This is a genomic window from Sphingobium sp. 22B, from assembly GCF_001580035.1.
GTDB classification, from domain to species: Bacteria; Pseudomonadota; Alphaproteobacteria; order Sphingomonadales; family Sphingomonadaceae; genus Sphingobium; species Sphingobium fuliginis.
Genome location: NZ_LTAB01000001.1, coordinates 576,083 through 602,669 on the forward strand (window position 1 = coordinate 576,083; position 26,587 = coordinate 602,669).

General features: G+C 64.8%; 22 protein-coding genes. 17 read left to right on the forward strand and 5 right to left on the reverse strand.

The annotated features are described in order from the left end of the window. Positions 1-6: 6 nt before the first annotated feature. Genes A0J57_RS02645 through A0J57_RS02705 form a run of 13 tightly spaced genes read left to right on the forward strand, consistent with a single transcriptional unit; the run spans position 7 to position 13,969 of the window. Positions 7-822, forward strand: coding sequence for a polysaccharide biosynthesis/export family protein (locus A0J57_RS02645; protein WP_061937780.1), 816 nt, complete (start codon positions 7-9; stop codon positions 820-822). Beyond that, entirely contained in the window at positions 819-2,246 is a 1,428-nt protein-coding gene (locus A0J57_RS02650) for an ATP-binding protein (protein ID WP_061937783.1), read from the forward strand. The genes A0J57_RS02645 and A0J57_RS02650 overlap by 4 nt, the downstream gene beginning before the upstream one ends. Continuing rightward, a complete protein-coding gene (locus tag A0J57_RS02655; protein WP_025548795.1) occupies positions 2,243-3,601 on the forward strand; it encodes a GNVR domain-containing protein in 1,359 nt (452 codons plus the stop codon). The genes A0J57_RS02650 and A0J57_RS02655 overlap by 4 nt, the downstream gene beginning before the upstream one ends. Then, positions 3,598-4,515 (forward strand): capsular biosynthesis protein, encoded by a 918-nt coding sequence (locus A0J57_RS02660; RefSeq protein ID WP_025548797.1) that lies wholly within the window; start codon positions 3,598-3,600, stop codon positions 4,513-4,515. The genes A0J57_RS02655 and A0J57_RS02660 overlap by 4 nt, the downstream gene beginning before the upstream one ends. After that, positions 4,512-5,336, forward strand: a complete 825-nt coding sequence (locus A0J57_RS02665; RefSeq protein WP_061937786.1) for a WecB/TagA/CpsF family glycosyltransferase — start codon at positions 4,512-4,514, stop codon at positions 5,334-5,336. Before A0J57_RS02660 ends, A0J57_RS02665 begins: the two co-directional genes overlap by 4 nt. Next, the gene (locus A0J57_RS02670; RefSeq protein ID WP_061937788.1) at positions 5,329-6,618 is read left to right on the forward strand and encodes a polysaccharide biosynthesis protein; all 1,290 of its coding nucleotides are present in this window, start codon (positions 5,329-5,331) and stop codon (positions 6,616-6,618) included. The genes A0J57_RS02665 and A0J57_RS02670 overlap by 8 nt, the downstream gene beginning before the upstream one ends. 2 nt (positions 6,619-6,620) lie before the next feature. Next, positions 6,621-7,985, forward strand: a complete 1,365-nt coding sequence (locus tag A0J57_RS02675; protein ID WP_037482297.1) for an O-antigen ligase — start codon at positions 6,621-6,623, stop codon at positions 7,983-7,985. Continuing rightward, the gene (locus tag A0J57_RS02680) at positions 7,978-8,907 is read left to right on the forward strand and encodes a glycosyltransferase family 2 protein (protein WP_061937791.1); all 930 of its coding nucleotides are present in this window, start codon (positions 7,978-7,980) and stop codon (positions 8,905-8,907) included. Before A0J57_RS02675 ends, A0J57_RS02680 begins: the two co-directional genes overlap by 8 nt. Continuing rightward, the gene (locus tag A0J57_RS02685) at positions 8,904-9,860 is read left to right on the forward strand and encodes a glycosyltransferase family 2 protein (RefSeq protein ID WP_044662422.1); all 957 of its coding nucleotides are present in this window, start codon (positions 8,904-8,906) and stop codon (positions 9,858-9,860) included. Before A0J57_RS02680 ends, A0J57_RS02685 begins: the two co-directional genes overlap by 4 nt. Then, positions 9,860-10,828, forward strand: a complete 969-nt coding sequence (locus tag A0J57_RS02690) for a glycosyltransferase family 2 protein (RefSeq protein ID WP_025548804.1) — start codon at positions 9,860-9,862, stop codon at positions 10,826-10,828. The genes A0J57_RS02685 and A0J57_RS02690 overlap by 1 nt, the downstream gene beginning before the upstream one ends. Continuing rightward, entirely contained in the window at positions 10,825-11,952 is a 1,128-nt protein-coding gene (locus A0J57_RS02695; protein WP_025548805.1) for an endo-1,4-beta-xylanase, read from the forward strand. Before A0J57_RS02690 ends, A0J57_RS02695 begins: the two co-directional genes overlap by 4 nt. Further along, complete coding sequence (locus A0J57_RS02700) at positions 11,949-13,034, forward strand: acyltransferase (RefSeq protein WP_061937793.1); 1,086 nt, start codon at positions 11,949-11,951, stop codon at positions 13,032-13,034. Before A0J57_RS02695 ends, A0J57_RS02700 begins: the two co-directional genes overlap by 4 nt. After that, a complete protein-coding gene (locus A0J57_RS02705; protein ID WP_061937796.1) occupies positions 13,034-13,969 on the forward strand; it encodes a glycosyltransferase family 2 protein in 936 nt (311 codons plus the stop codon). Before A0J57_RS02700 ends, A0J57_RS02705 begins: the two co-directional genes overlap by 1 nt. Here A0J57_RS02705 and A0J57_RS02710 read toward each other — a convergent pair. After that, the gene (locus A0J57_RS02710) at positions 13,954-15,099 is read right to left on the reverse strand and encodes a family 16 glycosylhydrolase (protein WP_061937817.1); all 1,146 of its coding nucleotides are present in this window, start codon (positions 15,097-15,099) and stop codon (positions 13,954-13,956) included. The two genes, A0J57_RS02705 and A0J57_RS02710, sit on opposite strands and share 16 nt — an antisense overlap. Positions 15,100-15,142: 43 nt before the next feature. Here A0J57_RS02710 and A0J57_RS26805 point away from each other — a divergent pair, with 43 nt between their 5' ends. Next, the gene (locus A0J57_RS26805; protein WP_061937799.1) at positions 15,143-15,391 is read left to right on the forward strand and encodes a hypothetical protein; all 249 of its coding nucleotides are present in this window, start codon (positions 15,143-15,145) and stop codon (positions 15,389-15,391) included. Between the two features lie 213 nt (positions 15,392-15,604). On the opposite strand, the gene A0J57_RS02720 is transcribed toward A0J57_RS26805, so the two are convergent. Both A0J57_RS02720 and A0J57_RS02725 read right to left on the reverse strand, forming a co-directional pair. After that, positions 15,605-16,948, reverse strand: coding sequence for a UDP-glucose/GDP-mannose dehydrogenase family protein (locus A0J57_RS02720; RefSeq protein ID WP_048575737.1), 1,344 nt, complete (start codon positions 16,946-16,948; stop codon positions 15,605-15,607). A gap of 318 nt (positions 16,949-17,266) precedes the next feature. Further along, entirely contained in the window at positions 17,267-20,320 is a 3,054-nt protein-coding gene (locus tag A0J57_RS02725; RefSeq protein ID WP_044662426.1) for a TonB-dependent receptor, read from the reverse strand. Between the two features lie 390 nt (positions 20,321-20,710). Here A0J57_RS02725 and A0J57_RS02730 point away from each other — a divergent pair, with 390 nt between their 5' ends. Next, a complete protein-coding gene (locus A0J57_RS02730) occupies positions 20,711-22,096 on the forward strand; it encodes an MFS transporter (protein ID WP_061937802.1) in 1,386 nt (461 codons plus the stop codon). 10 nt (positions 22,097-22,106) lie between these two features. Further along, complete coding sequence (locus tag A0J57_RS02735) at positions 22,107-23,582, forward strand: aldehyde dehydrogenase (protein ID WP_061937805.1); 1,476 nt, start codon at positions 22,107-22,109, stop codon at positions 23,580-23,582. Between the two features lie 122 nt (positions 23,583-23,704). On the opposite strand, the gene A0J57_RS02740 is transcribed toward A0J57_RS02735, so the two are convergent. Both A0J57_RS02740 and A0J57_RS02745 read right to left on the reverse strand, forming a co-directional pair. Next, entirely contained in the window at positions 23,705-23,896 is a 192-nt protein-coding gene (locus A0J57_RS02740) for a ferredoxin (protein WP_061937807.1), read from the reverse strand. 13 nt (positions 23,897-23,909) lie between these two features. Continuing rightward, complete coding sequence (locus tag A0J57_RS02745) at positions 23,910-25,136, reverse strand: cytochrome P450 (protein ID WP_025548819.1); 1,227 nt, start codon at positions 25,134-25,136, stop codon at positions 23,910-23,912. A 267-nt stretch (positions 25,137-25,403) separates the two neighbouring features. On the opposite strand from A0J57_RS02745, the gene A0J57_RS02750 reads away from it, so the two are divergent. Further along, positions 25,404-26,585, forward strand: coding sequence for an acyl-CoA dehydrogenase family protein (locus A0J57_RS02750; RefSeq protein ID WP_061937810.1), 1,182 nt, complete (start codon positions 25,404-25,406; stop codon positions 26,583-26,585). Positions 26,586-26,587 lie beyond the last annotated feature (2 nt).

A 26,587-nucleotide genomic window follows, 5' to 3' on the forward strand; every position in this document is an offset into this window, starting at 1 on the left:
TGAGCTGTGAAAGCCGATACTCTCCTGAAATCCATCTCGACCCTGATCATCATTGCAGGTCCGATGGCCGCGACTGCCCAGACCGCCGCCGGAAACGCGGCGGCGACTGCAACTGCCGCGCAGGCGGCAAGCGCAGGCTATCAGCTCGGTCCGAATGACGAGCTGAAAATCTCCGTCTTCGGACAGCCCGACCTGTCGACGACCACGCGCATCAAGGAGGACGGCACCGTCCTGCTCGCGCTGGTCGGGCCGGTTTCGGCCAAGGGGAAGACGACCTCGCAACTGGCGCAGGACATTGCGGCCGGCTATGCCAGCGGCGGCTATCTGACCAAGCCGTCCGTCAGCGTGGAGGTCAGCAATTATGTCAGCCGGTTCGTCACCGTGCTCGGCAATGTGCCGGAAGCGGGCAATTATCCGCTCGACCGGGATTATACGGTGGCGTCGATGCTCGCCAAGGCCGGCGGTTCGACCAAGGACGGCGCCAATGCCGTCATCCTGACACCAGCGGACGGCAGCGGGCCAGTACGCATTTCGCTGGCCGATATGGGCGCGGGCGCGATGCGGCCGCTGAAGGCGGGGGACACGCTGTTCGTGCCGCCGGCGGAAAAAGTCTATGTCTACGGCCAGGTCCAGCAGCCCGGCGCCTTCTCCTATGTGCCGGGGCAAAGCTTCCGGCAGGCATTGGCGTTGGCAGGCGGACCGACGCTGGCGGGTTCGACCAAAAGGATAAAAGTCCGGCGGGAGGGGAAGGAAATACAGGCCAAGCTGGACGATCCGGTCAAGCCTGAAGATGTCCTCATCATCCGGGAGAAGCTGTTTTGACGACACTCGATCAAGGCTTCGCGCAATCACGCTCCAGCCAGAAATCCGGTATTTTCGACAGGTTTCTGTCCCTTACGCGCAGCGGCGAAAAGCGCAACGAGCGCGTCATACCCGACGACGTGCCGTTGCACCTGGACGTGCCCGCCCTGCCCGGCTTCCGGCATGACGCGCCGGAAGCGCAGCCGGAGGAAGCGGCGCACCGGCCGCTCTCCATGAGCGCCATGGCCGCGCCGATCAAACCCATCAGCCTGCGCCGCGACAGCATCTATGCGGCGTTCAACACCGCCATGCCGGTGACCGACCGCCATGGACTGGCAGGGCGCAACAGCGAACTGGAAAAGCTGGTCGAGGCGATCGTCGTGCAACGCAAGCATGCCGTGATCTTCGGCACGCGCGGATCGGGCAAGACCTCGCTCGCCCGCGTGTTCGGGGATCTGGCGGACGAGGCGGGATGCGTCGCGCTTTATGCATCCGCCAATGGCGAAGCGGATTTCGACTCCCTCTTCCGTCCCTTCCTGACCGAATTGCCGATGAGCAGCGCGGGACAGGAACGGGCGCGCAAGATGATGAGCGAACCGCTGGACGTGTCCCGCCTCTCCGCCCTGCTGGTGGAGGAAGTGCGGGAGCGTTCCATCCTCATCATCGACGAATATGACCGGGTGCAGTCGGAAACGGCCAAGCAGGACGTCGCGACGCTGCTGAAGCTGCTGACCGACATCCACTCGCCGGTACAGGTCGTGCTGGTCGGCATCGCCAGCGACATTGACGGGCTGATCGCCGCCCACCCCTCGCTGCGCCGCCATCTGGTGCCGCAGCGGGTCGCGCCGATCCCCAAGCCGGAGCTGGAGCGGCTGCTGCTGTCCTGCGCCTCCAACGCCCGGCTTTCCATCGACGAGGATGCGCTCGACGCATTGTCGAGCGCGGCCATGGGATCGCCCTATCATGCGCGGCTGTTCGGCATGTCGGCCGCGCTGGTGACGGAATCGGCCGCGCGGGACCGGATGCTGCTGTCCGATGTCGAGCAGGGGCTGCTTTCCGCGCTGGAGGATTGGGAGGAAATGAGCGGCCAGACCCATGCGCTGTTCCGCCGCATCCTGTGGGAAGCCGGGTCCACGCGGCGGATGATCGCTCTTGCAGCCGTCGTCGCCTCCCAAATGTCCGCCATCAGCTATGAGCGGCTCGTGAAGCTCGGCCATGAGGTGCTGGGTGGCGGGTCGGTGAACGAAGGCCAGGCGCGCGACGCGATGATGCGGCTGCAACCCGCGCTGGTGGCGACGCCCAATGGTGAGCTCTGGATGTTCGAGGATACGCTGGCGCCGCAATTTCTGCTGCTGATGGCGAAGCAGCCGGTGCAGAGCGCACCGCCTGTGCAATCGCCCGCGGAGGAGATGCGCGCGCTGCTCAAGGGAGTGGACGGGCTATGACCATGAACCCGATGGATTTGCTGGCCGCGCTTCAGGCGCGCTGGCGCACGGCGGCGATGATCGGGGGCATATTGTTCCTGCTCGTCGCGATCACCGCTTTTCTGCAACCGCGGCAATATATGGGCACGGCGTCGCTGCTGCTCGACCTTTCGCAGACCGATCCGACCGACACCAATACGGCGCAGGGGCCCAAGCCCGACACGGATTCCATCCTGGGCACGCAGACGGACATCATCCGCAGCGGCAAGGTGATGAACGCCGTGGCAAGGGAAGCGGGCTTCGTCGATGCGATGCCGACGGACATGCCCGCCGATGCGCGGGTGCAGGCGGCAGCCGCCACGGTCGCGAAGAACATGACCATCACCACCGGCCGGCAGAGCAACGTGCTCCAGATCCAGTATCTGGACGCCGATCCGCAGGTCGCCGCAAAGGTCGCCAACCTGATCGCCCGGATCTACATGCGCGAACAGGTGGAACTGCGCGCCTCCCCGGCGCGCGGATCGGCCAAATGGTTCGACGAGCAGACGGAGGAAGTGCGCCGTCGCTATGAGATCGCGCAAAAGAAGCTGTCGGACTTCCAGCGGGCGCACGACATCATCGGCATCAACCGCATGGACCTTGAGGCGGAGAAGCTGAAGAACCTGTCCTATCAGCTTACCCAGGCGCAGGCGGAAGCGGCAGCCGCACGGTCCAAGGCCGGTGCGGGCAGCGTTTCCGACATCGAAGGATCGCTGATCGTCCAGAATTTGCAGGAACAGGTGGCGGCGCAGTCCGCCAGGGTATCGGAACTGCAAAAGACCCTGGGGCCCAATCACCCGACCATGGCGGCGGCCGCCGCCCAGCTGTCCGAACTCCAGTCCAAGCTGGCGGCGGCGCGCGCCAGCCAGGCCGGCGCGGTCAGCGCCAACAGCGTGGCGGCCAGCCGGCGAGAGGGCGACCTCAAGTCCAACATGGCGGGGCAGGAGGATCGCATGATCCGCATGTCGGACGTTCAGGACCAGCTCATGGTCCTCCAGCGCGACGTGGATGCCGCGCGGCAGACCTATGACACGGTGCGGCAGCGCTTCAACGAGGCGGTGCTGAAGAGCCAGATATCCCAACCCAATGCCAGTCCGCTGGATGAGGCCACCGTGCCCCTGCTGCCTGCCAAGCCCAATATCATGCTGTGGCTGATCGGCGGGATCGCGCTTGGCCTGGTCGGCGGCGTGGCTGCCGTCATCCTGATGGAGATCGTCCATCCCCGCGTTCGTTCCGCGGCCGGCGTCGCCCGCGCCACCGAGGTCGATGTCATCACCGAACTGGTGCCGGTCCCTGCGCGCCAGGCCAAGTTCTTCAAGCAACAGGAGGCCGCATGAGACTGCGTTCCACGGCGGGCGCCCCGCATCAACTGGCCTCGGGCGGCATGGCAGGCGGCGGCGCCGCGCTGCGTCCCCGCGCCCGCGACAGCCATAATTTCGCCCGACTGGCGGTGGAGCACGGTTTCCTGGCCGAAGCCGATGTGCACAAGGTCGAGGCGCATGCCCGATCCCAAGGGCTGGCGCTGCATGACGCGGCGGTTGACCTGGGGCTGCTGAACCCGGAGGATGCGGGCATGCTCGCGGCCTTGCAGGGCGGCTTCGCCCTGCTGCCGGAGGGCGACCAGCGGGTCGATCCGCTGGTGGTCGCGGCCTTCGACCCCGCCAATGCCTATGCCGCCAAGGTGCGGACGATCCGCGCCAAGATGCGCGCCGCGGCAAAGGAGGGCGATCCCGCTGCCCTGCGGCTGGCGGTGCTGGCCATAGAGGCAGGCGACGAGGCTGCGATCATGGCGGCGAACCTTGCCGTCGTGCTGGCCCAGATGGACGGGCAGACGATGTTGATCGACGTCGACATGGGCCGGCCTTCGCTCGACCGGCTCTTCCGCATCGCGAACAAGGCAGGACTGGCCGAACAATTAATGGGCAGCGCCGCGCTGCTGCCCGCGGCCAGGACGGCGGTGGAGGGCTTGTGGCTGATGACCGCCGGTCGCGCATCCGGCAGCGCGGCGAGCCTCGTGACGCGCGGCCCGCTCGCGGAAACGGCCAATGGCTGGGGCCTGCGCGACACGTCGATGCTGTTCTACCTTGCGGAGCGGAAGGGCGACCAGACGCCCTATGGAAGCATATTGGCGGGCTTCGACGCCGTCGTGATCGTCGCGCGGCGCGGCGATACCGCCATTGCCGACATGCGCCGGGTCATCGACGATCTGGACCGGCATGGCGTACCGATCGCCGGGACGGTGATTGCATGAGCGCCGAACAAGCGCTGGCGCGTCCCCAGCCCCTTCCTTCTCCCGGAATCGGTCCGGGCATAGGGAATGAAGCCCCCGTCGCGCATGTCGGCGGCCTGCCCGTATCCACCCTGTCGCTGGATGCGCTGATCGCGAAGATGCTGGTGGAAGCGCCCCTGCGCCGCAGCCTGGAACAGCAGCCGTCGCTGGTGTTCGACGCCAACGGCCAGGGCCTCTCGATGAACGCCACCGATCCGGACTTCCGCGCCAATCTGGCGCAGGCGGACCTGATCCATGCCGACGGACAGATCATCGTCGCGGCCTCCCGCTGGTTCGGCGGACCGCAGATCGCGGACCGCTCCAGCACGACGGACATGTTCATCGACAGCCTGAAACCGGCGGCGGAGGCCCAGGTCAGCTATTTTCTGCTCGGCGGCGAGGAGAAGGTGAACGCCGCCTGCGCGAAGGAGATCCTTGCGCTGGCGCCGGGTCTTCAGCTCGCCGGACGGCGCAACGGCTTCTGGAAGCCGGAGGAAGAGGATGCGGTGATCGACGCGATCAATGCCGCCGCGCCCGACGTCCTCTGGGTCGGCACCGGCAAGCCGCGCGAGCAGGCCTTTTGCGTGCGCAATCGCGACCGGATCAAGGCCGGCTGGATCGTCACCTGCGGCGGCCTGTTCAACTATATCACCGGCGACTATCCGCGCGCCCCGCTCTGGATGCAGAAGTCCGGTTTCGAATGGCTGCACCGCATGGCGACGCGGCCCAAGGAACTGGCCTGGCGCTACATCACCACCAATCCGCACGCCCTCTGGCTGATCTGGAAACATCGCCATGGCTGAAGCCCAGGTGGCTGAAAATCTTCCGACGGGCCGCGTCCGGCGCCTTGGCAGCCTGTTCGGCCGCTTCGGGCTGGCGAGCCTGTCGTCGGCGATCGTCTCGGTCAGCCATCTGCTGGTCCAGCTCTTTTCCATCCATCATCTGGAAACGGCGGCCATCGGCACGCTGGCATTCCTGCTGGTGATCATCCAGTTCGGCTATGGCCTGTCCAATGCGCTGGTGTCGACGCCCTATACCATCGCAGTGAACCAGGGAGACGATGCCGATGCCCGGAGCTTCGACTTCTTCTTCCCGGTCAACCTGATGCTGGCGGCCAGCCAGGGACTGATCTGCGCCGCCATCGCCTGGGCAACCGCCTCTCCCGCCGCCGCCCTGCTGTTCGGGATGGCGGGCATGCTGTCGCTGATCCGCTGGTTCGGGCGCTCCAATGCCTATGCGCATCATGCTCCGGCAAGGGCTGCACGATCGGACCTCGCCTATGCAGGGACGATCCTCGCCGGACTGCTGATCGCGATGCGGACCGGCGCCGACATGCCCGCCATCGGCGGCATGCTGGTGGCGGCCAGCCTGGTCGGACTGCTCCCCTTCGGTCTCGCCTATCTGCGGCGGCACTTCGCCATGGCGCCCGCCCGCGCGCTGGGCGCCTATCGCCCGATATGGAAGGAGCAGTCGGCCTGGACGCTGGTCGGCGTGCTGTCGACGGAGGCGACCTCCAATTCGCACAGCTATATCGTGACGCTGCTCGCCGGGCCGACCGCCTTCGCGCCGATCGCCGTGGGGATGCTGTTCTTCCGCCCGGTCAATGTCTGCATCACCGCCCTCACACAGTTGGAGCGGCCCCGCATGACCCGGGCCGTGGCGCGCGGCGATCATGACGCGGCGATCAGGTCGGAACGGGTCTTCATGGCCGCGCTGGTCATGCTGTGGCTGGCGACCTGCGCCGTGGCGGCGATTGCCCTCTATGCCTTTCCAGGCCTGATCCTGAAGCCCACGCTGGACCACCGGCTGGTGATGATCGCGGTGGGCCTGTGCGCCCTCCTCTCCCTCGTCCAGTGCGTGCAGACGCCGATGAGCGTGATGACCCAGGCGCGCAAGGCCTTCCGCCCGCTCGCCGCGCAGAGCATGCGCAGTTGCGGCATCGGGCTGGTCGCCGTGACGCTGCTCGTGCTGGGCACCGCGCCCGTCTTCTCCATCGGCGGCGTCGTGCTGTCGCAGCTCGTCATGATGCTCGGCATCTGGCAACTCAACCGCAAATGGCGGCGCGACCGGCAGGGAGCCGCCTGACCATGGCGACAAGCTGGCATCGCGGCGGTGTCGCCGCCATCCCCGCACAGACGGGCGGCGGCCAGAGCATGCGCATGATCTGGATCACCCAGATCTTCTATTTCGTCTTCCTGATGATGGTCTTCATCGGCCAGCAACCCTTCGCCTCCCGCACGCAGGACGAGCTGGTGGCGATGGCGCAGGAAAATGACGGGTCGGACCTGTTCAAGCAGATGCTGTTCATCGGCTTCGCCCTGCTGCTGACCGGCGTGCAGATCATCCGCAAGCATCCGCTGCAATATAGATTCACCTTCTGGCCGCTGGCGATCATGCTGGTCTGGTTCTTCATTTCCTGCACCTGGGGCGTGGACCCGTTCGTGTCCTTCAAGCGGGCGATGCAGCAGCTCATCGTGATCTACATCACCTTCTGCGCGCTATCCCTGATGGGGCCGCAGCGGCTGTTCGACGCGCTGCGCGCGGCGCTGATCGTCTCGCTGATCATCTGCTGGGTGTCGCTGCCGCTGACACCCGCCGCCGTCCATCCACCGACCGAAAGCGACAAGGCGCTGATCGGCGCATGGCGCGGTTTCTTCTTCCACAAGAATATCGCCGGGGCCGTCATGGCGCTGACCTTCATCGTCTGCGGCAATGCATGGATCGACCGGCGCAAATGGTATTATGCGCTGTTCGCGGTCATGGCGTTCGTCTTCGTGATCGGGACCAAGAGCAAGACTTCGCTCGCGCTGTGCGTCGGCATGCTGGCGATCAGCAACATCTATCGGGCGCTGAGCGACAACACGCAGAAGCGCGCGATATTGCTGCTGATGCTGGGTTTCGGCATGGTGGGCTTCCTGGCGCTCTACATCGCCTATCAACCGACCATCGAGCGGCTGTTCGCCGATCCGACCAGCTTCACCGGGCGGGTATCGATCTGGCGGGTGGTGTTCGATTATCTGGCCGATCATCCCTATCTGGGCGCGGGCTTCGGCGGCTTCTGGCAGGTGGGCGTGAACAGCCCTGCGCATGACTATCTGAACCAGCAATTCCAGATGCTGACCGCCCATTCGCATGACGGCTATCTGGAAATCTGGGTGACGACCGGGCCGCTGGGCCTCATCATGCTGCTGGTCAGCTTCCTTGCCTTGCCCGCCTATTGGTTCCTGACCGGCTCGACCAGGGAGAACCAGGCGCTGATGGTGCCCGCCTTCGCCATCTGGGTGTTCGTCATGTACCAGAACCTGCTCGAAACCAGCTTTTTCGACAAGGATCGCCAGGTCTGGGTGATCTTCCTCGCGGCCATCGCGGCCGCCCACGCCACTTTCAAGGCCAAGCCGCGCCCGCAATGGACCCGGCGCCACCATCTCCAGCAGGAGAGCGTCCATGGCTAATATCATCGTCTGCATCGCCACCTGCAACCGGCCACAGGGATTGCGCCGGACCCTGGAATCCCTCGCTGCGCAGCAAACGCAGCACCATCTGGAAGTGCTGGTGGCCGACAATGACGCGGCCCGTCAGGAAGGGCTCGCCGTGGTCGAGCAGCTCGCTTCCCAAGGCTATCGCTGGCCGGTCGAAGCCCTGCTGGTTGCGGAACGCGGCATTCCGCTGGTGCGCAACGCGCTCGCGGCCGCCGCGCTGGCTCGGCCCGGCGCGACCCATGTCGCCATGCTGGACGATGACGAGGCAGCCTCCCCCGGGTGGATCGACGCCATGGCCGATACGGCGCAGCGCTGGGAGGCGGACGTGGTCGGCGGCGCCGTGCTGCGGGAGATGGACAGCGCCATCGCCCCCTGGGCGGCGCGCCATCCCCTGCTCGCCCCCAAGCAGCGCGGGCAGTCCGGCCCGGTCGCGCTGGTGGACAGCACCGCCAATGTGCTGATCGCCGCCACGGCCCTGCGCGCCATGGGGGAGCGCCCCTTTGACGAGCGCATGGCGCTGACCGGCGGGTCGGACAAGCAACTGTTCACCCGCATGCAGCGCGCCAGCTTCCGCTTCGCCTGGTCGGAGGAGGCGGTCGTGACCGAACTCATCCCCGCCAGCCGCGTCACCGCCCGATGGCTGCTGATGCGCGGCTATCGCGTCGGTATGACCGACATGATGGTGGAGCGTTTCCACAGGGGCCGGCTGCGCGCCCTGTTGGGCGAAGCGCCGCGCATCGTCGCGGGATTCCTCGTCGGATCGGTGGGCGCTGTCGCGACGTTCGACCGGGGCAAGCGGGTCGAACGGCTCGGCAAGCTTTATCGCGCGGCCGGCAAGATCGCCGGGCTCGCCGGATTCCACTATGAAGAATATCGAAAGGTGCATGGCGCATGAGCGATGCCGCGCTGGGCAAGCAACCCTTTTTCTCCGTCGTCATCCCGCTCTACAACCGAGCGGAAATCGTCGGCGACACCATCCGGTCCGTGCTGGCGCAGGACTGGCAGGATTTCGAGATCGTCGTGATCGACGACGGTTCGCGGGACAATCCCGGCCCCGTGATCGACGCGATAGGCGATCCCCGCGTCCGCTATATCCGGCAGGATAACGCCGGCGGCGGCGCGGCGCGCAATGCCGGCATCATGGCGGCCGACGGGCGCTATATCGCCTTTCTGGACTCCGACGACCTGTTCCTTCCCGGCAAGCTTTCCATCATGGCGAAGGCGCTGGCGGGAGATGACGGGCGAACGGTGCTCTATTCCCGCATGAAGGTGGACCGGGGCGTCGACCGCTACTGGATCAGGCCCGACCGCGGCATTCGCGAGGGCGAGGATGTCGGGGAATATCTGTTCTGCGCCAATCAGTTCATGCAGACCAGCACCATGGTCGTGCCGACCGGCATGGCGCAGCATGTGCTGTTCGACCCGGCGTTGAAGAAAGGACAGGATCTCGACTTCTGCGTCCGGCTCCAGGGCGCGGGGGCCCGGTTCCGGATGATCGACCAGCCGCTGACCATCTGGCTCGACGCGACGGAGGCGGGCCGGACATCCTATGTGAAGGGCTATGAAACCTCGCTCGACTGGCTCGACCGCTGCGGCCACATGCTCACCAACCGGGCGCGGCGGGGCTATCGCGCAACCGTGCTGGCCTATCATATGGCGCCGATCAGGCCGGTGGTGGCGATCAAGGATCTGGCGGTGGGCATGGTGGCGGGCGGCGTCCCTCCCCGCGTGATCGCCCGGCAGGTGCTGCGATCCTATCTGCCCAAGCCGCTCTACCGATCGCTGGTCAACGGCTTCGTCCTGCGCTTCGGCAAGGCCGAGGCCGCCACAAGTGGAGCCGGTTCGTGATGACCGCCTGGCAACCTCCGTCCAGCCTGAAGGCTGCCACCGCCGCGCCGCTGTTTTCCGTGGTGATCCCCACCTATCAGCGGCGCGACGCGGCGGTGGCCGCCGTCATGTCCGCCCTTGAACAGACGGTCGCGATCATCGAGGTGATCGTGGTCGTGGACGGATCGACGGACGGGACGGAAGTTGCCCTGGGCGCGATCAACGATCCGCGTCTCAAGGTCATCGTGCAGGAAAATCGCGGTGCGGCGGCCGCGAGGAACAAGGGCATCGACCATGCCCGCGGGCGCTATATCGCCTTTCTCGACTGCGACGACCGGTTCCTGCCGCACCATCTTGCCGACCTGCTGCCCCTGTTGCAGGAGAGCGAGGATGTCGTCGCCTATGGCCAGGTGCTGGCCGACCGCGGCGAAGGACGCAATTTCCTCAAGCCTCCGCGCGCCATTGCCCATGGCGAAACCATGGACCGCTATCTGATGTGCGATCGCGGCTTCATCCAGACCAGCAGCATGGCCCTCAGCCGGACGCTGGCGGAGAAGGTACGCTATCGCGAGGATGTGAAATTCGGCGACGATACCGACTTCGCCCTGCGCCTGTCGCTGGCCGGGGCGCGCTTCCTGATGACGGAACGGCCCGGCACCATATGGGCCGACCGCGATGCCGACGACCGGCTTTCGCAGGTGCGCGGCAGCATCGGCAGCCTGACCTGGCTGCGGGACCTGCGCCCCCATATCAGCCCGCGCGCCTTTTCCGCCTATATGGGCTGGCACGCCGCGAAAAGCATCTGGCCGACCAGCAGGCGGCAGGCGATGCGCTACTATCTGGGGGCCGTCTGCCGGGGCGCCTTCGGTCCCCGCCTGGCGGCGACCGTGCTGTTGCAGATCGTGATGCCCGACCCGGTCTATCGCCGCATCTCCGACCGCTGGATCGACCTGTCCCACATGCTCGCCGGCAAGGGGCAGAGGCTGTGAGGCGGCGTGAATTCCTGGCGGGCGCGGCGGCGCTTTCCGCCTGCTCCCCCATCCAGCCGAGCGCCGCGCAGGTCGGCGGCACGGCAGGGCTTGCCGCCCATGCCCGCAAGTCGGGCCGCTATTTCGGCGCGGCGATCAAGTCGCGCCAGTTGCGCGAAGACCCCGATTTCACCGCCGCCGTCGCCCGGGAGTGCGACATGGTCGTCCAGGAATATGAACTGAAGCGCGGCACGACCGAGCCGAAACCCGGCAAATATGATTTCAGCGGCGCCGACCAGATCATCGCCTTCGCACAGCAGCATGGCATGCGCGCGAGGGGGCATGCGCTGGTCTGGTACGCCGCGCAACCGCCCTGGCTGGAACCGGCGTTGAAGGCCGCCGGCCGTGCCGAACGCGAAACGCTGATGACCAGTTATATCGACACCGCCATGCGCCGTTACGCAGGCAAAATCCGCGAATGGGACGTCGTCAACGAAGCCATCGAGCCCAATGACGGCCGCGCCGACGGCATGCGCGCCAAAAGCATGTGGATGGATGCGCTGGGCGAGGATTATATCGACATCGCCTTCCACCATGCGCGGGAAGTCGATCCCCGGCCCATGCGGTTCCTGACCGATTTCGGGATAGAACATGACTCCCCCCGCTGCGAGCGCCGCCGCACTGCTCTGTTGAAGCTGCTCGACCGGTTGATGGCGCGCAACGTGCCGGTGGACGCGGTGGGCATACAAGGGCATCTGAAGCCCTATAGGGAAGGTTTCAACCAGGCCCTGTTCGCGCGCTTTCTGGAACAGCTCAGCGGCTATGGGCTGGCCCTCTCCATCACGGAATTCGACGTCGCGGACCGGGGTGGGCCACCCAATCCGGACAAACGGGACAAGGAGGTCGCCTCCGTCGCCAAGGCCTTTCTGGACGTGGCGCTGGACAATCCGGCGATGCGGTCGGTGCTCTGCTGGGGGCTGTCGGACCGCTATAGCTGGCTGTCCAGTTTCAAGGATTACAAGTGGCCCGACGGCCAGTTGTCGCGCGGCCTGCCGCTGGACGGCGGGATGCGCCGCAAGCCGCTGTGGGACGCCATAGCCGCCGCCTTCGACGCGGCCCCCGCCATGAGGAGCGCAGGCGCATGAGAATTTCCTCGCTGACCGGCCTTCGCGGCGTGGCGGCGGTGTCGGTGCTGCTGTACCACATCCCGCATAATCCGGCGTTCGAGGCGTTTCGCCTGCCGCTTTTTTCCCGCGCCTATCTGGCGGTCGACCTGTTCTTCATCCTGAGCGGCTTCGTCATCTCCTTCGGCTATCACGACCGGGTGGTGAACCATCTGGGACGGGCAAGCTACGTCGACTTCCTCGTCAACCGCATGGCGCGCGTATGGCCGCTGCACCTGATCGTGACGCTGGTGTTCATGGCGCGCATCGTCCTGAACATCTCCGGCAGCCAGGCGATCGCGCTCGATGCGCCGAACATCCTCACCAACCTGCTGATGGTGCAGAGCTGGGGTTGGGGAACGGAGCCGATCGCGGGCAACAGCTGGTCCGTCAGCACGGAGGTCGCGGCCTATCTCATCTACCCGCTGATCGCCATCATCGCCTTCTCGCGATGGGCGTGGGTGCAGGGGTTGCTGTGCGTCGGAATATTGGGCCTGGTGGCGCTGTCGGGCCGGGGTTCCAGCGGTCCGCTGGACGTCAATGACAGCGACAGCGTGCTCACGCTGCTGCGCTGCCTCGCCGGTTTCTCGCTGGGCGTTCTCAGCTATCGCTGCGCAGAGAAGGCGTGGTGCCGGCGACTCATCGACCGGACGGGCGCATTCGCCATGATCTGCGGGCTCATCGCGGTCGCGCTGCTGCTCCCTGGAAAGGCCGATCTGCTGGTGGTCTGTCTGATGCCGGCGCTGGTGCTGAGCTGCTATTATAACGGCGCGGCGGCGCGGGCGGTGATGGCCAATCCGGTCAGCTTCCATCTGGGCCTGATCAGCTATTCCATCTATCTCTGGCATCCGCTGGTGCGCGACGTGTTCGCCCGCGGCATGGGCGTGGCGCACAGGCATGGAATCACCGGCTTCGACGGACTGATCGTCCTCGCCATGCTGGTGGCGACCTGGCTGCTCTGCTGGGCGAGCTATGCGCTGGTGGAGGTGCGCGGGCACCGCTTCATCAAATGGCTCCAGCGCGGCGGGCGGAGCCACAAGCCCGTGGTCGAGGCTGCCGCCTGATGCCCGCGGTCTGGATCGCCATTCCCACCTTCCGCCGGCCCGAACAGCTCCGCCATTTGTTGGAGGCCCTGCCCGGCGTGACCGACCGCCATGACGTGATGGTGCTGGTGGCGGACAATGATCCGGTCCGGCAGGAGGGGGCAGCCGTGGTCCGGTCCCTGCTGGCGGAGGGATATGGCCTGCCCATAACGCTGCTGACGGTGGCGCAGCCGGGGCTCTGCGCAGTTCGCAATGCCATCGCCGCCGCCGCTCTGGACGACCCGGCGATGCGTTTCCTGGCGATGATCGACGATGATGAGTGGCCGCAACCGGGCTGGCTCGACGCGCTGCTGATCTGTCAGGCGCAGGTGGGCGCGGATGTCGTTGCCGGGCCGGTGGACAGTTGCTTCGTGGGGCAGCCGCCGCGATGGGCGCGCGAAACGCTGGTCTTCCGCGCGGAGGAACGCCCATGGGGGGCGACCGGCATGCTCTGGGCAAGCAACAACCTGCTGGTCGGCCGGCGCGCCTTTGCAATGATCGGCGCGCCCTTCTTCGATCCGCGCTTCAACCGCAGCGGCGGAGAGGATCTGGATTTCCTGGCCCGGCTGCATGAGGCAGGCGCCCGCTTCGGCTGGTCGCCCGATGCACGGGTCAGCGAATGGGTGCCGGCGGAGCGGGCGCGCCTTTCATGGGTGCTGAAACGCATGTGGCGCATCGGCTGCACTGAAACCATGGCGCGGCGCAAGGCCCTGCCCGGCCGCATCGGCGCCGCGAAGCTGCTGGCCCGGTCGATTGCGATATTGGGACTGCGGACCGCAGGACTGGCGGCCCTGTTGCTGCCCGGCGCGCGTCGGGTGGACATCGCCGGACAGTGGGTCAAGAGCTGGGCTCGCCTCTATGCCCTGGCAGGAGGCGCGCGCAGCTATTACGGGGCGAGCCATTATGGCGCGCTGTAGATTTTGAAGCTCTTGACCACCATGTCGCCCGACCCGTCATCATAAGCGCCATCGGTCTTCACCGCGACGTCCATGATGGGGTAGAAGCGGAAGCCCCGGAAGGGATTGACCGACTGATAGGTTTCCACCCCATCCACGAACCAGGTGATGTAATCGCGCTGGATGTCCACGGCGAAACGATGAAAGCCCTGGGAATAGCCGCTGAGGCCATAGGCCTGCTGCGTCTGGATCGTGACGCCCCGCTGATCGTAACGGGTGCCGTTGGCCCCGATATGCAGGGTATGGGCGACATGGCGGTCGAAATCCCAATAGCTTTGATAGCCGAACCCTTCATAAATATCGATCTCGGGCGGCCAGCCGCTGGTCGAAACCAGCCAGAAGGCAGGCCATGATCCGCGCCGGCTGGGCATTTTGGCTTCCCATTCATATTGGCCATAGCCGATCTGCGTCGCCAGGAAATTGCGCCCGTCGAGCACCGACGACCCATAATACCATGTCTGGCCGCCATAGCTGATCGGCGTCTTCAGCTTTTGCGTATGCAGGACGAGTCCGTTCGTCCCCCAATAGACCGGCCCTTCGATGCCGGGGAAAATGCTGGAATCGAGATAGAGTCCGGTTTCCCCATTGGCGATCTGCGTCCGGCCATGGGCAAGCGAAGTCGCCCAGCGGTCCCAACCGCCATCGGGGGACCGCCTATGCGTGTCCTTGAGCAGTTCGAACTGAAGCGTGCCGGTCGCCGCGAAGCTGCGCGGCTCGCGAAACATACCCGTCGCCCTGGCGGTTGCGATGGCCGTGCTGCTGGCCATGATCGTCGCGGTCGATTGCCCCTGAAGGCCGCCCCAGGGCGCCTCCCGCAGCTTGACCTGGAACTGCTGGCCTTCCGTAGCGCCGATGATCGGCACCGCGACGGTCTGCACCAGCGGATCGCCGGGGCGGAAGATCACGACCGTGTCGACCGTCTGGTAATTATAGCCTGACAGTGCGCGATAGGTGCCCGATCCGTTGGCCGTGATGATCCGCGCGATCACCGTATTGGGCGTCGGCCGATCCAGCGTCACCGGCACATAGGCCACGCTGCTGCCCGGACGAAAGCTCGCATTGCCCAGCGACAGCGTCGCCTTTGCCGGCAGCTTCGTCCCATTGGCGAAGTCGAAATCGGAAAAATCAGAGACAATGTTCATCGTCGTGGAACCGCTGATCGTCGACGACGTTATCGTTGTGGAGTTCGTGGCGGAAAGAAGCTGCGAACTGGTGCTGGTTGCGGTCGACGTCATATTCGATGTCGACCCCCCAGTCATGATCGTAGCGGCTCCCGCTGCGAAAATACAAAGCATTCCGGCTCCAAAAATGGAGCCAGTCATTTTGACAGGCATGGTTGCGACCCCCGCAGTTAACCCCAATAGGGTCTCCCAAGAAGGTTAACAAAAACTTCGGGTCAACGACGACTCGTCGTATCCTTTCGGAATTTGCGACGAGTTGTTGGTGGACATGCCGAAAACTGGCTGAACCTGGCCACGTTTTCAGAATCGATATGACCCGGGATTTCCACGCCGGAAATGAAAAGCGCTCCCGACACAAGGCCGGGAGCGCGCCTGTTCCAGCCCTTCCCGCGAGGGAAGGGATTTCGGTCGCGGCTTATTCCGCCGCCTGAACCAACTCTTCTATCTCGGGCGTGGCGCCCCGGCCGACGCTGACATAGACGAAGCCGGCCGCCTCGGCATCGGCCGGACGATAGATGTTGCGCAGGTCGACCAGACCGTCACCGCTCATGATGCCCTTGAGGCGCGGCAGATCGAGCGCCCGCAGCGCATCCCATTCCGTGACGATGACGACCGCCGCAGCCCCCTGCGCCGCGACATAGGGATTATCGCAGAATTCGACATTCGCCATCATCGTGCGGGCGGCATCCATCCCCTCCGGATCATAGGCCCGCACCTGCGCGCCTCCGTCCTGCAGGGCCTGGATGATGGCGATCGACGGTGCATCGCGCATGTCGTCGGTATTGGGCTTGAAGGTCAGGCCCAGCACGGCGATCGTCTTGCCGCGCACCGACCCGTTGCAGACCGCGACCACCTTCCGCGCCATGGCCCGCTTGCGGCTTTCGTTGATCGCCACGGTCGTTTCGATCAGGCGGATCGGCGCGCCGGCGTCTTCGGCCGTCTTGACCAGCGCCAGCGTATCCTTCGGGAAGCAGGAGCCGCCATAGCCCGGCCCGGCATGAAGGAATTTCGAACCGATCCGGTTATCGAGACCGATGCCGCGCGCCACCTGCTGGACGTCCGCGCCGACATTCTCGCACAGTTCGGCAATTTCGTTGATATAGGTGATCTTCATCGCCAGGAAGGCGTTGGCGGCATATTTGATGAGTTCGCTTGTCCGGCGGCCGGTGAACTGGATCGGCGCCTGGTTGAGGTAGAGGGGGCGATAGACCTCCTCCATCACCGGGCGGGCGCGCTCATCCTCTATGCCGACGACGATGCGGTCAGGACGCTTGAAATCCTGGATCGCCGCACCCTCGCGGAGGAATTCGGGGTTGGAGGCGACGGCGAACTGCGCATCGGGATTGGTTTCGCGGACAATGCGGTCGACCTCGTCCCCCGTGCCGACCGGAACGGTGGACTTGGTGACGATGACCGTGAACCCGCTCAGATTGGAAGCGATCTCCTGCGCGGCGGCGTAGACATAGCTGAGGTCCGCATGCCCATCGCCTCGCCGCGCGGGGGTGCCGACGGCGATGAACACCACATCGGCCTGGCTAACCGATCCGGCAAGATCGGTGGTGAATGTCAGGCGACCCGCCTTCACATTGCGCGCGATCAGATCGGCAAGGCCCGGCTCGTAGATCGGAACGCCGCCGCCCTGCAACAACTCGATCTTGCGCGCGTCCTTGTCCACGCAGATGACATCATGGCCGAAATCCGCGAGACACGCGCCGGATACCAGGCCGACATAGCCCGAGCCGGTCATAACGATCCGCATCACTATTCTCCTTCTTCAAACGGCTTTCGACCGACGGCCAACCGATCATGAAAGGACGTAGGAATCCATTCCGGGAAACCCCGGATGCACGGACCCTCATCCCTCATCATGGGTTGGGCGCCAGGCGACCGAGCCCGATGCCCAATTGGCCGGAACCAGCCGGCGATTGACGCAGCGCAGCATACCGTCCTGCGCGGGCTGGATGCAACGCAGCCTGCCGCTCTTCGCACACATATGGGCGCGGATCAGGCGCTTAGCCCATGGAAAGGGGCGGGAGCATCGCTGCTCCCGCCCCTCGCCCTCGCCCTGAGGAACCGGTCAGAATTTGACGCGCACGCCGGCCGTGAAGGCGCGGCCGACAATGTCGTACACCGCGATATTGGTCGGCGGGTTGACGCCCGGCACGGTGCCGGGAATCAGCGGCGGCTTCTTGTCGAACAGGTTGTTGACCGTCGCGAAGAATTCGAAATTGCCGCCATCGCCATGCGGAATGGTGTAGCGCATCGTCAGGTCGGTGTACCAGACCGGCTTCACCTTGGGATTGACGAACTGGATCGGCGTCGCGCCGCCCGGAATATCGAGCCGCATCTTGCCGATATATTGTTCGCCAATGGTGAGGCCGAAGGGGCCATTGGTATAGTCCACCGTCAGGTTGCCGCGCCAGCGTGGAAAACCCTGCGGGTTGCTGGTGACGACGCTGACGCCCGCATAATGGGCGATCGGCGCGCCCGCATATTGCTGGGCATCGAACTTGTCGAGATAGTTGAGGTAGAGCCGCAGGCCCAGCCCGCCATTGCCGACCGCCGTGCGATAGGTGAAGTCGAAATCGATGCCCGCCGTCTTCAGGAAGGCGATGTTCGCAGGGGTCAGACGAATCAGCGACGGGAAGCTGGTCGGGCTCGCGCGCTCGATCAGATTGCATTCCGCAACGCCCGATCCGCCGGCATTGAGGCAGTTGGTCAGGATCTGCTGCGCCGACAGGGAGTCGATCAGCTTGTCGACCTTGATGTTGTAATAGTCGATCGAGGCCGAGAAACCGCGCAGGAAGCTGGGCGAGAACACCGCGCCGAAGGTGTAGGTGTCCGCCACTTCCGGCTTCAGATTGGGATTGCCCGACGTCACCGTGTTGGCATTGACGTTCTGGCCGCTGCCATAGCTCCCGTCCGCACTCCTGACGTCATTGACGATGCCGATGCCGCTCTGCGCGCCGGCATAAAGTTCGAACAGATTGGGCGCGCGGATGTCATGCGAATAGGTGCCGCGCAGCAGCAGGTCGTCCACCGGCTTCCAGGTGCCGCCCACCTTCCAGGTCTTGACCGTGCCGGAGGTGGAGTAATCGGTCACACGGATCGCGCCGTTCACGCTCAATTCGCGGAAGAAGGGCGTGTCCTTCAGGATCGGCACCGCAAGTTCGGCATAGGCTTCCTTGACGTTCAGCTTGCCCGCTGCCGATCCGACATTGGTCAGCCAGTAGAAGAGCGTGTTGATCGAGCCGGTAGGATAGGGAACCGTCGCCGATTCCGCCCGAGGGACGCCGCGCAAGCCGGCGAAATAGGCTTCCCGCTCCGCATCCGTGTCCAGCAGCGACGGATCGGCATTGCTGGTGAGGCGCAGGGACTGGCGCCGATATTCCACGCCCACCGCGATGTCGACCGGGCCTGCCGGCAGTTCGAACAGGCTGCCGCTGATATTGGCGGCGATCGCATCCTGCTTGAAGCGCGCCCGATAGCTGGAGGTGCCGGTCGCATAGGCGTAGCCCTCCGGCGTCGATTTCGATGGATCGCCATGCATCACGTCGATCGGCTTGCACCCGGCATATTGGCTGGCATAGGTCGGGTTCAGCAGCACGCGGCAGGTGACCTGCCCGGTCGAGGGATCGCGCACGGCGTCGAGCGCGGCATAGAGCTTCTGGTTGTCGTACAGCCCCACATTGTCCATCGAATGCTTCGAATCGCCGTGGCTGTAGGTCACCTGCCAGTTGAAGTCGTCGAACTTGCCCGCAAGGCCGGTCGTCGCCGTCCAATAATCGGTCTTTTCATAGGCGATCGGCTTGGGCTGGCCTGCATCCTGCTGACCGACGACATAATAATCGTTCGCGCCTGTCAGCGCGCCGTCGAGCGCAGTGGAGAGATAGGGATTGCCCTTGTAGATGCGCGCCGATTGCGTCGCCGGAATCAGCGAATTGCCCTGTGTGAAATAATGATATTTGCTGCGGGCGTAGAGCCCCTGGACGAAGAAATTGATGTCGTCCGTCAGGTCGTAGCTGACCCGGCCGAAACCGTTATAGTTGGTGAGCGGCGAGATCGCATTGGTGTCGTCGGGAATCTTGTAGCCGTCGCCGCCCTGCTGGAAGCCGGTGGTACCGACCACGGTCCCCAGGTTGAACGGGCGGGTGGAGCCGTCATTGTTGATGACCCGTCCGACGAACGGATTGCCGGCCACGCTGGACCCCACGATACGGCCGTTGGCGGCCAGGGCGGAGATGCGGATGTCCGGCGCAACCACATAGGGATTGGCAACCGTGCCCGGCGCCGCCGTGCAGGTGCGCGACTGGCCGTTGGCGGAAAGAGCGCAGGTGGATGTCACGCTGCCGACGAAATTATAGCCCTGCGTCGCGAAGTCGCGGTCCTGCCGCAACATGCCGTCGCTGTTGGAATATTCCGCGCTCAGCAGGACATGGCCGCGGCCGCCGGCGAAATCCGCGCCGAATGCGCCGCCCAGCCGCTGGTTGCCGTTATTGCCGCGCTGGTCCACGCCGGCCTGGGCCACGCCCTTGAAGCCCGTGAACTTCTTGTCGAGGATGAAGTTGACGACGCCCGCGACCGCATCCGAACCCCATTGGGCCGAAGCGCCCCCCGTCACCACGTCGACGCGCTGCATCAGCAGTTGCGGCAGGACGTTGGTATCGATGGTGCCGACATATTCGGTGGGCGAAACCCGCATCCCGTCGAACAGGATCAGCGTACGCAACGGACCCTTAGGATTGTTGCTGGGCGTGCCGAGGCCGCGCAGGTTCAGAACATTGCCGTGGATCGGCAGGTTGGAGAAATTATTCGCCGACTTGGACGGGCTCAGCGAATTGTTGAACTGGGGCAGCTTGTTGAGCGCGTCGGCCACGCCCGAGGGCGTCGTCTTGGCCAGTTCCTCCGTCGATGCGACCGTCACCGGAGTCGGCGCGGTATAACCGTCGCGCACGATGCGCGACCCCGTCACGACGATGTCGGCATTGCTCGCCGGCGCCGCGGCCTGAGGCACGGCATCTTCCTGCGCGGGCGCCGCCGCGGCCATTTCCTGCGCCCAGGCGGGCACTGCCATTGCGATGATGCTGGCGCCGACGGCCAGCGACGATATGAACAGCCTGTCCTTCGTCATCTTTCCTTTTCCTCTCCCTGCACGATCTTTGTCCGGCAACGTCACCGGGCGCGATCATTATTATCCCCGTGTGCACTTTTATAGTTATCCCAGCCAACGCCGATGTCAATAAATTTTGCACCAGTGGGAAAAGTTAATTGCAGATATTCCTCACTCCCCTTCACCGGAATCCCCCGGCATAATTTCCCCGCGCTGCCCCGGCGGTCCGATGTTTCCTGCACATGCCACGAACATATATTGACCCACTGTGCAGAAATGTGCGTTATAATGGCTGGAGCGGCAGTGCGCCGGCAGACCTTGCCGGGCGCTACAGGGCCGAGAGATAAGGAGAGTGGCCTTGCCGCACGATCGTCAGTCAGACAGCGCCATTTGCGCCGGGGCAATGCAACCATGACGCAGATTTCCGCGACGATGGCGTCATCGTCAGGATCAGGCGGCGCGCACGGAGATGTCGAAGCCAACATCGCCTCACCTCTCCCCGAACAGGCCGCCTATCCTTCGCCCCTGATGGGCTGGCTGACCGTGGCGATCCTGTTCCTGCTGTACATATTATCACTGACCGACCGAAACATCATGGCCCTCATGGTCGGGCCGATCAAAAAGGATCTGGGCCTGTCGGACCTCCAGATCAGCCTGTTGCAAGGACCGGCCTTCGCCATTCTCTTCTGCCTGTGCGCGATTCCGCTGGGCATGGCGCTGGACCGCTTCAGCCGCCGAGTCGTCCTTTATCTGTCGGTGACGGTGTGGAGCATCGCGGCGGCGAGTTGCGGCCTTGCCGGCAGCTTCGCGGCGCTCGCCATGGCACGGGCAGGCGTCGGCGCGGGCGAGTCGGGCTTCGGCACCGGCAGCTATTCGGTGGTGGGGGACAGCTTCCCGCCGCACAAGGTTTCGCTCGCCATGTCCGTCTTCATCATGGGCGGGGTGATGGGCGCGGGCATCGTGTTCCTGTTCGGCGGCCCGATCGTCGCCGCCGCGATGAAGGCCGGCCCCGCCGTCTGGCCGGTTTTCGGGTTGCTGCAACCCTGGCAACAGGTGTTCATCATGACCGGCGCGCCCGGCATAGCGCTCGCCTTCCTGGTCTTCGCCTTTCGCGAACCGCCCCGGCGCAGGGCGATCAGTGCGGGCGCGGGCTATGGCGAGGCATGGGCTTTCATGCGCGAATATAAGCCGCTCTATCTGGCGACCTTTGTCGGCTTCGGCCTGGCCTATGCCGCCACCATCGGTTTCCAGCTGTGGACGCCGGTCTATCTTGCGCGGGTTCATGGCTGGGAACCGGGACGCATCGGGCCGGTCATCGGCCTCGCCCAGATCGGGGCGGCGGCGATGATCCCTCTGCATGGCTGGACGGTCGACCGGCTCTATCGCCGGGGGAAGCGCGACGCCCATCTGTTCTGGTGCCTGCTGACGGTGCTGGCCTCGGCGCCATTCGGCATCGCCGCCTTTCTGGTCAGCAGCCCCTGGACGACCGTCGCCTGCTACTGGTGCTTCATGGCGCTGATCCTCTCCACCTCCAGCATGGGGCCTGCCACGGTGCAGGTGATGACGCCGCAATATCTGCGCGGGCGCGTGTCGGCGCTCTATGTGCTGGCGTCCGGCCTGATCGCCATGGCGGGCGGGCCTGCCTTCATCGGCCTTGTCACCGACAAGCTGCTGGGCGACGAGATGAAGGTCGGCCTGTCGCTCGTCATCAGCGTGTTCTGCGTGTTGCTGCCCGCCGCGCTTCTTTTCGCCTTCGGTCGCGCCTCGATGCGGCGCGCCCATGAAGCCATTGCTTGAGGATGATCCGATGATCGAGACACGCCGCCCCGCCTTCATCGACGGCAAGCCCAAAAAGCTGCTGATCGACGGCAAGCCTGTCGACGCCCTGTCCGGCGAGACGTTCCAGAGTTTCAGCCCATCGACCGGCGAACTGGTGGCCGAACTGGCGCTGGCGGGCGCGGAAGATGTGGACCGCGCCGTCCGCGCCGCCCGCGCCGCCTTTGAAGGGCCATGGAGCCGCTTCAAACCGGCCGAACGTCAGGCAGTCCTGCTGAAGCTGGCCGATCTGGTGGATGCGGAGTTCGACGATCTCGCCTTGCTCGACTGCATCGAAATGGGCCGCCCGATCACGGCCGCTCGTGGATTGCGGGGCATGCTGCAACGTTCGCTGCGCCATTTTGCGGGCGCTGCAACAGCGATCCATGGGGAGACGCTGTCCAACAGCTTCCCGGTGGACCTGCTGTCCTACACGCTGCGCGAGCCGGTGGGCGTGGTGGGTGCGATCATCCCATGGAACGGCCCGCTGTTCAGCGCGGCGTGGAAGGTCGGGCCTGTACTCGCGACCGGCTGCGCCATCGTCCTGAAACCCGCAGAAGATGCATCGCTCAGCCCGCTCCGCTTCGGGGAACTGTGCCTGGAGGCGGGTGTGCCGCCGGGCGTCGTCAATGTCGTGACCGGCGCGGGCGAAACCGGAGGCGCCCTGTCCGCGCATCCCGATGTGGACAAGATCGCCTTCACCGGCTCCTGCGAGACCGGCCAGAGGATCATCGCCGCTTCCGCCGGGACCGTGAAAAAGGTGACGATGGAACTGGGCGGCAAGTCGCCCAACATCATCTTCGCCGATGCCGATCTCGACATGGCTACGCCAGCAGCGGCGATGGGGGTATTCAACAATTCGGGTCAGGTCTGCGCGGCCGGCACGCGACTGTTCGTGGAACGTCCTGTCTATGAGGAGATGGTCCAGCGCATCGCCGCCTTCGCGAAGGCCCTGAAGATCGGCCCCAGCCTCGACACCGACACCCAGATCGGTCCGCTGGTGTCGGCCAGGCAATATGCCCGCGTCTCCTCCTATCTCGAACTGGGACCGGCGGAAGGCGCGCGGCTCGTGACGGGCGGCGGGCGCGTGACGGGCGGCGCCTTCGACAAGGGCCATTGGGTCGCGCCCACCATCTTTGCCGATGTGAAGGATGAGATGCGGATCGCGCGGGAGGAGATTTTCGGCCCCGTCTCCTGCATCATGCCGTTCGACGATTTCGACGAGGTGATCGCTCGCGCCAATGCGACGCGCTTCGGCCTGGCGGGCGGCGTGTGGACGAAGGACATCGGCAAGGCCATGACGGCGGTGAAGCGCATCCGGGCGGGGTCGATCTGGGTCAACCATTATTTCGCGATGGACCCGTCCGTCCCCTTTGGCGGCTACAAGATGAGCGGTTTCGGACGGGAGGGTGGCGCCGAACATATCGACGCCTATTTGCAGACCAAGGGCGTGTGGATCAGGACATAAGCTGGAGCCCCTTCCCGCTCCCGCGAAGGCATTGGAGCGAGATGGGGGGCTCGCGGCAGCCCAGTCCCGCCGCCGGAACCGCCTCCTGCCTCAGCAGGAGCGCCCCCTTCCCTGCCTCCGGTTCACTCGCCGATTTCCAGCGCCCTTTCCGGGCAGGATTTCGCGCCCTTCCAGGCAAGCTTCTCATCCGCCTCCGCCACGTCGATGTCGCCGGGCTTGATATAGCCCTCATCGTCCAGCTCGAAGATATTCGGCGCCATGGCCCAGCAACGCGCATGGCCCTGGCATTTGTCATTGTGCACGATGATTTTCATGGAAAGTCCCTCCTCAGGACCAGTCGAGGACCAGATTTTCGATGCCGAACACATGCCCGCCGAAAGTGACCGGCGCCGTGCCTTGCTTGATGCGGAAGGGCGGAATGCGCTTCAGCCATTCCTCCAGCCCGACCACGATCTCCCGCCGGGCGAGATGCGATCCCAGACAGCGGTGCGGACCATAGGCGAAGGCGGTATGGCGATTATCCTCCCGCGCAAGGTCGATCCTTTCGGGATGCGGGAATTCCAGCGGGTCGCGATTGGCGATCATCGTCGCGCAGGACACATAGTCGCCCCGGCGGATCGGCGCGCCTTCGAAATCGATGTCCCGGGTCGCCACGCGGATCATCTGCACGGTGGGATAGGCGCGCAGCAGTTCCTCCGCCGCCAGCACGATCCGTGACGGATCGCTGCGCAGCAATTGCTGGTCGTCCATATGCCGCGCCAGATAGTTGAGGTCGAAGCCTATGGCGGCTGCCACCGTATCCAGCCCTGCGATGAACAGCAGCACGCCGGTACCGCGAATTTCCATGTCGGTCAGCGGCCGGTCATCGATCTTCGACTGCACCAGGAAGGACATGAAGTCATCGACCGGCCGCCTGCGCCGTTCGGCGGACAATTCGTCGATGAAGCCGATGATGGTCCGTGCGGCGGCGGGACGCTGGACATTGTCGCCATGCAGCAGTTCGTTCGCCCAGCGGACGAATTCATCCAGCCGGTCGTCGGACAGCCCAAGGAAGCGCAGAAAGATGTTCACCGCGAAGGGAAAGGCGAAATCCTCCATGACATGGCAACTGGTGCCCGCCGCCGCGATCCTGTCGATCAGGAAGATCGCCCGTTCCCGCACGGCGCTTTCAAGCGCCATCACCCGCTTGGGCGAGAGCAGCGGGTTGAGCAGCGAGCGGAACTTGCCATGGTCCGGCGGGTCCAGTTCCAGCGGGATCATCGGCCAGCTTTCCCCCAGGGCGGAGGCGAAGATGCTGCGATGGCTGGAGAAGGTTTCCGGGTCCTGCAACACCTTCCGCTGGTCCTGCGCGCGGGTGATGACCCATGTGCCGCGCCCGTCGCGGGTGTTGACCGGCGAATAGAAGATGCGCGGACCCTGATGCACGACGGCGGCCGCCGCCTGCGGATCGCCATTGGGCGTCGGCTGCATGCCCGGCGAGGAAAACAGGCTGAAATCGCCGACCATATCGGGCGGAACATGCGCCGGAATGGGTCGGGCAGCGAAGGTCTCCATATGCGCGCTCTCCTATGTACGAGCCGCCCGCCGCCGAATCGCAAGGCTGCGGCTGATCTTATCAATTTTGCATTTGAGTATAGTTTATGACCTGTGGCAAAGCTGTCAACCATCACGGTCATGATCGATGAAGATGCGACTAATTTTACCCACCTGTGCAATTTATACCTAGCCAGCGGTGCAGAATTGGCATAAGGATTCGGTCATGGAGGCGGGATGCTCCATCGGAAGGCCGCGTGGCTTTTGCGGGAAACAGGGACAGGATGCATGGCCGAGTGGGATGGAATGGAAGCGCAGTCGTTCCGGCAGGAAGCGCGCGCATGGCTGCGGGCGAATTTCCCGCCTTCGCTGACCAATGCTCCATCCATTCACTTCGTCAGCGACCGGCATGCGGCGGAATCCAATGCCGACTGGTGCCTGTGGCGCGAACGCATGGCGGAAAAGCGGTGGGGCGTGCCCACTTGGGAACCGCGCTATGGCGGCGCCGGCCTTAGCGAGGCGCCGGCCAAGATCATCGGGCAGGAACTGGCTGCGATCGGCGGTTTCAATCCGATCCGCAGCTACGGCACGATGATGCTGGGCCCGACGCTGCTGGAATATGGCAGCGAGGAACAGAAGCTGGAGCATCTGCCCTTCATCGCCACCAATGAACGGCGCTGGTGCCAGGGATTTTCGGAACCGGGCGCAGGGTCCGACCTTGCTTCGCTCCAGACCAAATGCATCGACATGGGCGATCATTGGCTGGTCAACGGGCAGAAGATCTGGACATCGGGCGCCGACCAGGCCGACTGGTGCTTCGCCCTCGTCCGCACCGACACCAGCCGAAAGCAGGGCGGCATCAGCTTCCTGCTGATCGACATGAAATCGGAGGGGATCGAAACCCGCCCTATCGTCCTCATCAGCGGATCGACCCATTTCTGCGAAGTCTTCTTCAACGATGTGAAAGTGCCCAAGGGCAATCTGGTTGGCGAAGTCAATCAGGGCTGGGCCATCGCCAAGCGCCTGCTCCAGTTCGAACGCAACAGCCTGTCGGATGTGAAGGCGGAGATTACACCGCTGGCGCCGCTGGCTCATGAATATTGCGGCACGGACAGCATGGGACGGATCGACAATCCCGACCTCAGGGTGCGCATGGTCCGCAACGCCATGCGGCACGAAGCCTATCTGGCGACGGTTGCGCGCCTGACGCGGGAGGCGAAAAGCGGCGGCCCCAGCAATGGGGTCTCCGCCCTCAAGAATCTCTGGTCCGGGATCATCCAGGAAAGGGCGGAACTGCTGGTCGAGCTGATGGGCGCGAACGGACTCGGCTGGTCGGGCGAACATTATACCGACGCGGAACGGGAAGCGACGCGGGCCTGGCTGCATAGCAAGGCCTTCTCGATCTACGGCGGCAGTTACGAAGTCCAGAACAATATCACGGCGAAGCGCACGCTGGAACTGCCGGCCTGACA

Coding starts and splice junctions, on each gene's coding strand:
- A0J57_RS02655 (WP_025548795.1), top strand. CDS start 2,243: ATGACCATGAACCCGATGGATTTGCTGGCCGCGCTTCAGGCGCGCTGG.
- A0J57_RS02660 (WP_025548797.1), top strand. CDS start 3,598: ATGAGACTGCGTTCCACGGCGGGCGCCCCGCATCAACTGGCCTCGGGC.
- A0J57_RS02665 (WP_061937786.1), top strand. CDS start 4,512: ATGAGCGCCGAACAAGCGCTGGCGCGTCCCCAGCCCCTTCCTTCTCCC.
- A0J57_RS02670 (WP_061937788.1), top strand. CDS start 5,329: ATGGCTGAAGCCCAGGTGGCTGAAAATCTTCCGACGGGCCGCGTCCGG.
- A0J57_RS02675 (WP_037482297.1), top strand. CDS start 6,621: ATGGCGACAAGCTGGCATCGCGGCGGTGTCGCCGCCATCCCCGCACAG.
- A0J57_RS02680 (WP_061937791.1), top strand. CDS start 7,978: ATGGCTAATATCATCGTCTGCATCGCCACCTGCAACCGGCCACAGGGA.
- A0J57_RS02685 (WP_044662422.1), top strand. CDS start 8,904: ATGAGCGATGCCGCGCTGGGCAAGCAACCCTTTTTCTCCGTCGTCATC.
- A0J57_RS02690 (WP_025548804.1), top strand. CDS start 9,860: ATGACCGCCTGGCAACCTCCGTCCAGCCTGAAGGCTGCCACCGCCGCG.
- A0J57_RS02700 (WP_061937793.1), top strand. CDS start 11,949: ATGAGAATTTCCTCGCTGACCGGCCTTCGCGGCGTGGCGGCGGTGTCG.
- A0J57_RS02705 (WP_061937796.1), top strand. CDS start 13,034: ATGCCCGCGGTCTGGATCGCCATTCCCACCTTCCGCCGGCCCGAACAG.
- A0J57_RS26805 (WP_061937799.1), top strand. CDS start 15,143: ATGTTCATCGTCGTGGAACCGCTGATCGTCGACGACGTTATCGTTGTG.
- A0J57_RS02720 (WP_048575737.1), bottom strand. CDS start 16,948: ATGCGGATCGTTATGACCGGCTCGGGCTATGTCGGCCTGGTATCCGGC.
- A0J57_RS02725 (WP_044662426.1), bottom strand. CDS start 20,320: ATGACGAAGGACAGGCTGTTCATATCGTCGCTGGCCGTCGGCGCCAGC.
- A0J57_RS02730 (WP_061937802.1), top strand. CDS start 20,711: ATGACGCAGATTTCCGCGACGATGGCGTCATCGTCAGGATCAGGCGGC.
- A0J57_RS02735 (WP_061937805.1), top strand. CDS start 22,107: ATGATCGAGACACGCCGCCCCGCCTTCATCGACGGCAAGCCCAAAAAG.
- A0J57_RS02740 (WP_061937807.1), bottom strand. CDS start 23,896: ATGAAAATCATCGTGCACAATGACAAATGCCAGGGCCATGCGCGTTGC.
- A0J57_RS02745 (WP_025548819.1), bottom strand. CDS start 25,136: ATGGAGACCTTCGCTGCCCGACCCATTCCGGCGCATGTTCCGCCCGAT.
- A0J57_RS02750 (WP_061937810.1), top strand. CDS start 25,404: ATGGCCGAGTGGGATGGAATGGAAGCGCAGTCGTTCCGGCAGGAAGCG.